This is a genomic window from Sphingopyxis sp. (genome assembly GCF_036675685.1).
GTDB lineage: Bacteria > Pseudomonadota > Alphaproteobacteria > Sphingomonadales > Sphingomonadaceae > Sphingopyxis.
Window position 1 is genome coordinate 1 of sequence record NZ_JAKFEM010000056.1, and the last position, 6,018, is coordinate 6,018.

Here is a 6,018-nt window from a genome sequence, read left to right on the forward strand (position 1 = left end):
CGATCATGCTCAGCGCGTCGACCGGCTCGTTGTTGACGAGGATGCTCATCTTGACGAGGTCGCCGGGGCGGTGGCCGATCTGGTGATAGTCGAAGCTGGCGTAACCGCGGCTGATGCTCTTCAACCGGTCATAGAAATCGAACACCACCTCGTTGAGCGGCAGTTCATAGGTGATCTGCGCGCGGCCGCCCACATAGGTCAGATTCTTCTGGATGCCGCGACGGTCCTGGCACAATTTCAGGATCGGACCGAGATATTCGTCGGGCACGTAAATCACCGCCTCGATCCACGGTTCCTCGATCTCGTCGATGCGGTTCGGGTCGGGCATGTCGGCGGGGTTGTGGAGCTCGATCTCCTTCGCCGCCTCATTCTTCGTATGGCCGAGCTTCAGCTTGTACACCACCGACGGCGCGGTGGTGATCAGGTCGAGGTCATATTCGCGCGTCAGCCGCTCCTGGATGATCTCGAGGTGGAGCAGGCCGAGGAATCCGCAGCGGAAGCCGAAACCAAGCGCGGCGCTGCTTTCCATCTCGAACGAGAAGCTCGCGTCGTTGAGGCGAAGCTTCTGGATGCTTTCGCGCAATTTCTCGAAGTCGTTCGCGTCGGTCGGGAACATGCCGCAGAAGACGACGGGCTGGACTTCCTTGAACCCCGGCAGCGCCTGCGCCGCGGGCTTTTTGGCGTCGGTGACGGTGTCGCCGACGCGCGCCTGCGCGACGTCCTTGATCTGCGCGGTGATGAAGCCGATCTCGCCGGGGCCGAGCTCGGTGAGCTGCTCGATCTTCGGCGTGAAACAGCCGACGCGGTCGATCAGATGGGTGGTGCCCGCCTGCATGAACTTGATCTGCTGGCCTTTTTTCAGCACTCCGTCGATCACGCGGATCAGGATGACGACGCCCAGATAGGGGTCGTACCAGCTGTCGACGAGCATCGCGACGAGCGGCGCAGTCGCGTCGCCCTTCGGCGGCGGGATGCGCGTGACGATCGCCTCGAGCGCTTCCTCGATACCGATGCCGGCCTTCGCGGAGGCGAGCACCGCGTCGTCGGCGGGCAGCCCGATGATGTCCTCGATCTCGGCCTTCACCTTGTCGACGTCGGCCGCGGGCAGGTCGATCTTGTTGATCACCGGCACGATTTCATGGTCGTGCTCGATCGACTGATAGACGTTCGCGAGCGTCTGCGCCTCGACCCCCTGCGCCGCATCGACGACGAGCAGCGCGCCCTCGCACGCCGCGAGCGACCGCGACACTTCATAGGCGAAGTCGACATGGCCGGGCGTGTCCATCAGGTTGAGCTCGTACGTCTCGCCGTCGTGCGCCTTATATTTCAGGCGCACCGTCTGCGCCTTGATCGTGATCCCGCGCTCCTTCTCGATGTCCATATTATCAAGGACTTGCGCCGACATCTCGCGCGCGGTCAGCCCGCCCGTGAACTGGATCAGCCGGTCGGCGAGCGTCGACTTGCCGTGATCGATGTGCGCGATGATCGAAAAATTGCGGATATGGGACAAAGGCGTGGTCATGCGGGGCGCACTAGCAGGGGTTTGCGGCGCTGTCAGCAGGGAGTGGACGGCCGTGCACGGGCGGCGCGATTTTCGTTCAAAGCGGGGGGCAAAGTTCAGGGAAGTTCAGCCTAACGACGCACCCTTTTGCCGCTTCCCCGCAGGTGATCGAACGAAGGGGGTAAATGTCGTCCACATCGCAAACGGGTGCAAGGTTGCAAAGGTCGCGCCAGCCGCGACCTTTCGCCGCGGCTGCGTTGCAGCGGAGCAGCAGATTTCCAACGAGTCAAAGAGCCAGCAGCGGGAGGTTGGCATGGCGGAATAATGTAGGAAAGGGGTTTTCGCGCGGAGGCGCGGAGAGGATCAGCTTTCCTTTGTCGCCTTGCGAGCGACGCGCTTGTTCTGCTTGGCTGCCTCGCTTTCGAGCGGATTGACGAGAGCTTCGTATCGGCCGAACAGATGTTCGACGCGATCGCGGTCGGGCGCGAAGGGCGCGGCGCGATAAAGCTTGTCGACGGCGGCATCGAGCATGGCATGCGCCTTACCGCCCCCATTTGTTGTGGCGGACGCTAGACGAACAGATTGGGGGCACCAAGTCTTGTGGTTGGAACAGGCCCTCCCCTAACCCCTCCCGCGAGCGGGAGGGGGACTATAGCGCCAGCCACCGTTGGCAATCGTCGCGGACCCGGGCGTCATTGTCACGTAGCCCGCGTTCCAGCACCGTCACCCTGCCCTCGCCCGGCTCTACCGCCGCTAGCGCCGCAATCGCATTCGCGCGCGCTCTCGGCACCGGGTGCGCCCTCGCAAACTCTGCGGCCACATCCCTCCCATTCCCGGTCAAATGCACCGCGCAGCGGAGCAGCAATTCGCCGCTGGTCAGTGTCGGGCGCTTGGCGATCGTGCCGTGCTCCAGATCGACGATATATTGGTCGCGCCAGGGGACATGCTCGCCCTCGTCCATGATGTTGAGGCTGACCGAGAGGCTTGGTGGGGGGAGCTGGCTGTGGATGTCGCGGTGGGCGCGGTAGAGCATCAGCTTGCCTTGGCTGAGGCTGCTGCGCTCGACGAATTTGAGGTTGAGCGGCTCGCCGAGGCGGCCGTCGACGGTTTCGGGGTCGTAGTCATAATAGTCGCTGACATAGCCGGGGCCGAAATAGCCCGCGGTCAGGAAGCTGAAATTATGGTCGTGCGGGACGCCGTAGGAGAAGGCCGCGGGGCCGCTCGCGGTGTAGGCCGCGTCGCGTTCGGAGGGCCATAGGTTGGCGCGCAGGTAAAAGCCGCGCGCGCTGCGGTGGAGGAGGAAGACCTGCGCCGAATAGCGGCTCTGCTCGAGCTGGTCGGCGTAGCTCGCCTTGAGCGCGGCGATGACGCGGTCGGCGAGGAAATCGGGGTTGGCCGCGAGGCCGGCAAGCAGGTCGGCGCAGTGCGCGATGCTGCCCTCGTCGGAGAGGTCGACGCCGCTTTCGTCGAGGCGCGCAGCGACGTCTTCGAGATCGAGCATAGGCCCCGCGGGCGGGTCGATCAGGCGGGGCAAGGCGCGCGGGCCTGATCGCATCTTGCGGATTTCGGGGTGGAGGGCGCCGTGCTTGTGCGCGACCCCGGCCCTCCACCCCCCTCCCGCCCCGTCTCACCGGAAGGCGGGAAGATCAGTGCATATGTCGCTGCCGCAGCGCGGCGTACTTCGGGATGCGGATCGGCCACCGCCATCGCCTTCAGAAGCGGGCACGCGGCGGCGCTGTCGAGCGCGACGAGCTCGCGCATCGCGGTCCAGCGCGCGGCGAAATCTTCGCTTTGGGTTTCGGCGACGAAGAGCGGGACGGCATCGGTGCGGCCGAGATGGCGCAGCAGCGCGAGCGCCATTGCACGGAAACTGCTGTCGCGGCGCGACGCGCTGACGTGGAGCAGGTGGCCGCTCGCGATGTCATAGGCGCGGATCGGCAGGCGCGACGGCGGCTGGACGGTGAGTTCGAGCAGCAGGACGTCGCCGCTGGCGCCGTTGAGCGAGAAGCTCTGGCGTGCGGTGTCGAGGAGCAGCGTCTCGCCCTTGCGAAGCGGGCGCGGCGGGGCGCTGTGGCAGGGCGGCGCGGCGCTCGCGGTGAAGCCGCCGGCTTCCTCCGCCGCGCCGACCGCGACGCGATGCGCGCAAAGCCGGGCACCGCCGTGGGCGAGAACATGGACGGCGGCGCGGCCGGGGACGAAAAGCGTGCTGGTCGGCGCGGGCGCGTTCGCCGCGAACGGCCATAGCTGGAGCGTCAGGCGGATCGCCCCGCGGTCGGCGAGGATCAGGCCGCCGGGGCCATACCCGCCGCCGCCAACGGGGCGTAGCGGCGGGCGCGCGAAGGGATCGCGCTGCATCAGCGCCAGCGCCGCGCCCAGCCGGCCGCGAAGCCAGAGCGTATCGGTGAGCCACGGCAAGAGGCGCTCGATCGCGATGTCGGCGGGCGCGCCGGCGAGCGCGTCGATCGCGGCGAGCAGGCCATCGGGGGCAGTATCGGCGGCTTTCCAGCCAGCCTCAAGCTCCCCCACCGCGCGGCGCATCGCCACGCGGCGCGCGGCGTCGGCGCGGGGAAAATGATCGTGGCGGGAGGGTGCGCTGGTCATCGCGTCAGGGGCGGGAGCGAGCCGGCGCCGGGCCGAGGGCATCGCCCGTTCTCGCCGGCCGTCAGTCGTAGACGATCATCGCGATCGTGACGGCGATTTCGAACACCGACGGGCCCGACGATGCGCTTTCGCCGAGGAGCGAGCCGAACAATCCGACCGCGGTGTCGAGCAACGGCACGGCCCCGATATCGATGGTTGGCAGATCCATATTCCCCCTCCTGTCTTGCCGGCGGCGCGAACGGCCGCCGACGACCGGGATAGGAAAGGCCGGGCGCGTCGCCCAGTTAACTTATCGTAATTCCGGCCATGTCGCTGGTCGAAGGCGGGTTGCGGGGGCGGCGGTCCCGGATAGGATGGGGTCATCGAAACCGGGAGAGCCGCCATGCGCCGCACCATCGCCGCCGCCTTTTGCACCGCCTTGCTGTTCACCGTTCCGGCCGCGGCCGAAACCCTGCTCGTCGGCAACAAGGGCGAGGACACGCTGAGCGTCATCGCGCTGGCGTCGGGCGAGGAATTGGCGCGGCTGCCGACGGGCAAGATGCCGCACGAGATCGCGGTCTCGCCCGACGGCAAGCAGGCCGCGGTCGTCGCCTATGGCGGGACGACGATCGACGTGTTCGATGTGGCGAGCCGGACGAAGATCAGGACGATCGACCTCAGCCCCAACCAGCGGCCGCACGGGCTGCTCTGGCTCTCCGACGGCCGGCTGGTCGCGACGACCGAGGGGAGCCAGTCGGTCGCGGTGGTCGCGCCCGATGGCAAGCTGACCTCGATCGCGACGGGGCAGCAGGGGTCGCATATGATCGTCGTCGCGCCCGACAACCGCACCGCCTATGTCGCCAATGTCGCGTCGGGGACGGTGAGCGTGCTCGACCTGAAAGCGGCGAAGAAGCTGCGCGACCTGGCCGTCGGCGGCAAGCCCGAGGGGATCGCGCTGACGAAGCGCGGGCGCGAGCTGTGGGTCGGCGACCTCGACGCGCCGCGGGTGCAGGTCTGGGATACCGCAAAGGGTGAGAAGATCGCCGAGCAGGCGGTCGATCCGGTCGCGATCCGGGTGCTGACAAGCCCCGACGGCAAGTTAGTCGCGACGAGCAATATCGGTGCGGGCACGATCAGCCTGTTCGACGCCGAAACGCGCGCGCCGCTGCGGACGATCACGGTGTCGGGCGAGCAGGCGAAGGGGCAGGTTACTTTGCTGTTCAGCGCCGATTCGAAACGGCTCTATGCCGCCGAGACGGGGCACGACAAGATCGCGGAAATCGATGTCGCTAGCGGTAAGGTGCTGCGGCGGATTGCGGCGGGCAAGAATGGCGACGGGCTGGCGATTGCGCCTTAGGTTCTTGCTCCAGCGGATGCCGGCTTTGGAGTAGGGAGCTGCCGTTTCTCGATTTTCCTTCGTCATCCCGGACTTGATCCGGGATCCCGCTTTTTTGACCCATCGACTGGCTTCGACATCAAGCTGGACCCCGGATCAAGTCCGGGATGACGATGAAAGAGAGTGTCCGCAATCGATCGAAAACAGTCGCCCCCGATTACACCACAAGCCACAACGACAGACCCGCGGGCAGTTCCGCAGGCGGCGCATTCACGACGCGCCGCACCGCGTCGGCGCGGGCGCGGTCGAGGATTGCGGCGGGGATGGTCGCCAGGTGGAAGATATGATCGGCCTCCCCCAGCAGGCGTGCGGCGCGCAGGGTGAGATCGTCGGGGTCGGGGCTGGTCAGGTGGATCGTTTCGAGGCGCGATGGCTGGATCGTCGCATCGCCAACGAGCCAGTTTTCGAGCTTGTCCGCGGCATCGCCGTCGAGCGGATCGAGCGCGCCGCCCCCCGCGAGCGCGGCGTCGAGCGCGCGCCGGCGCTCGGCGGCGGCCGGCCAGCGCGTCTTCATTGCGGCGCGTGCGGCGTGGAGCGCCGC

The 6,018-nt window shown here is 67.1% G+C and carries 6 protein-coding genes and 1 pseudogene; 1 reads left to right on the forward strand and 6 read right to left on the reverse strand.

Features of this window, described 5'->3' with window-relative positions; all coding sequences use genetic code 11:
• From lepA to V6M50_RS18595, 5 genes are all read right to left on the reverse strand, one after another.
• A partial coding sequence (lepA, locus tag V6M50_RS18575; protein WP_332820069.1) for a translation elongation factor 4 occupies positions 1-1,522 on the reverse strand: 1,522 nt, incomplete at its 3' end.
• A gap of 342 nt (positions 1,523-1,864) precedes the next feature.
• A complete protein-coding gene (locus tag V6M50_RS18580) occupies positions 1,865-2,032 on the reverse strand; it encodes a type IIL restriction-modification enzyme MmeI (RefSeq protein ID WP_332820070.1) in 168 nt (55 codons plus the stop codon).
• 118 nt (positions 2,033-2,150) lie between these two features.
• Complete coding sequence (locus V6M50_RS18585) at positions 2,151-3,002, reverse strand: transposase (RefSeq protein WP_332820071.1); 852 nt, start codon at positions 3,000-3,002, stop codon at positions 2,151-2,153.
• Positions 3,003-3,022: 20 nt separating this feature from the next.
• Positions 3,023-4,102 (reverse strand): HEAT repeat domain-containing protein, encoded by a 1,080-nt coding sequence (locus V6M50_RS18590; protein ID WP_332820072.1) that lies wholly within the window; start codon positions 4,100-4,102, stop codon positions 3,023-3,025.
• A gap of 61 nt (positions 4,103-4,163) precedes the next feature.
• Positions 4,164-4,310 (reverse strand): hypothetical protein, encoded by a 147-nt coding sequence (locus V6M50_RS18595; protein ID WP_332820073.1) that lies wholly within the window; start codon positions 4,308-4,310, stop codon positions 4,164-4,166.
• Between the two features lie 174 nt (positions 4,311-4,484).
• On the opposite strand from V6M50_RS18595, the gene V6M50_RS18600 reads away from it, so the two are divergent.
• On the forward strand, positions 4,485-5,438 hold the full coding sequence (locus V6M50_RS18600) for an SMP-30/gluconolactonase/LRE family protein (RefSeq protein ID WP_332820074.1): 954 nt from the start codon (positions 4,485-4,487) through the stop codon (positions 5,436-5,438).
• 196 nt (positions 5,439-5,634) lie between these two features.
• Here V6M50_RS18600 and V6M50_RS18605 read toward each other — a convergent pair.
• Positions 5,635-6,018, reverse strand: a pseudogene (locus V6M50_RS18605) (siroheme synthase); the annotation flags it as partial.

Excerpts from the sequence above, each read along its gene's own strand:
- V6M50_RS18580 (WP_332820070.1), bottom strand. The coding sequence starts at position 2,032 with ATGCTCGATGCCGCCGTCGACAAGCTTTATCGCGCCGCGCCCTTCGCG.
- V6M50_RS18595 (WP_332820073.1), bottom strand. The coding sequence starts at position 4,310 with ATGGATCTGCCAACCATCGATATCGGGGCCGTGCCGTTGCTCGACACC.
- V6M50_RS18600 (WP_332820074.1), top strand. The coding sequence starts at position 4,485 with ATGCGCCGCACCATCGCCGCCGCCTTTTGCACCGCCTTGCTGTTCACC.
- V6M50_RS18585 (WP_332820071.1), bottom strand. The coding sequence starts at position 3,002 with ATGCTCGATCTCGAAGACGTCGCTGCGCGCCTCGACGAAAGCGGCGTC.
- V6M50_RS18590 (WP_332820072.1), bottom strand. The coding sequence starts at position 4,102 with ATGACCAGCGCACCCTCCCGCCACGATCATTTTCCCCGCGCCGACGCC.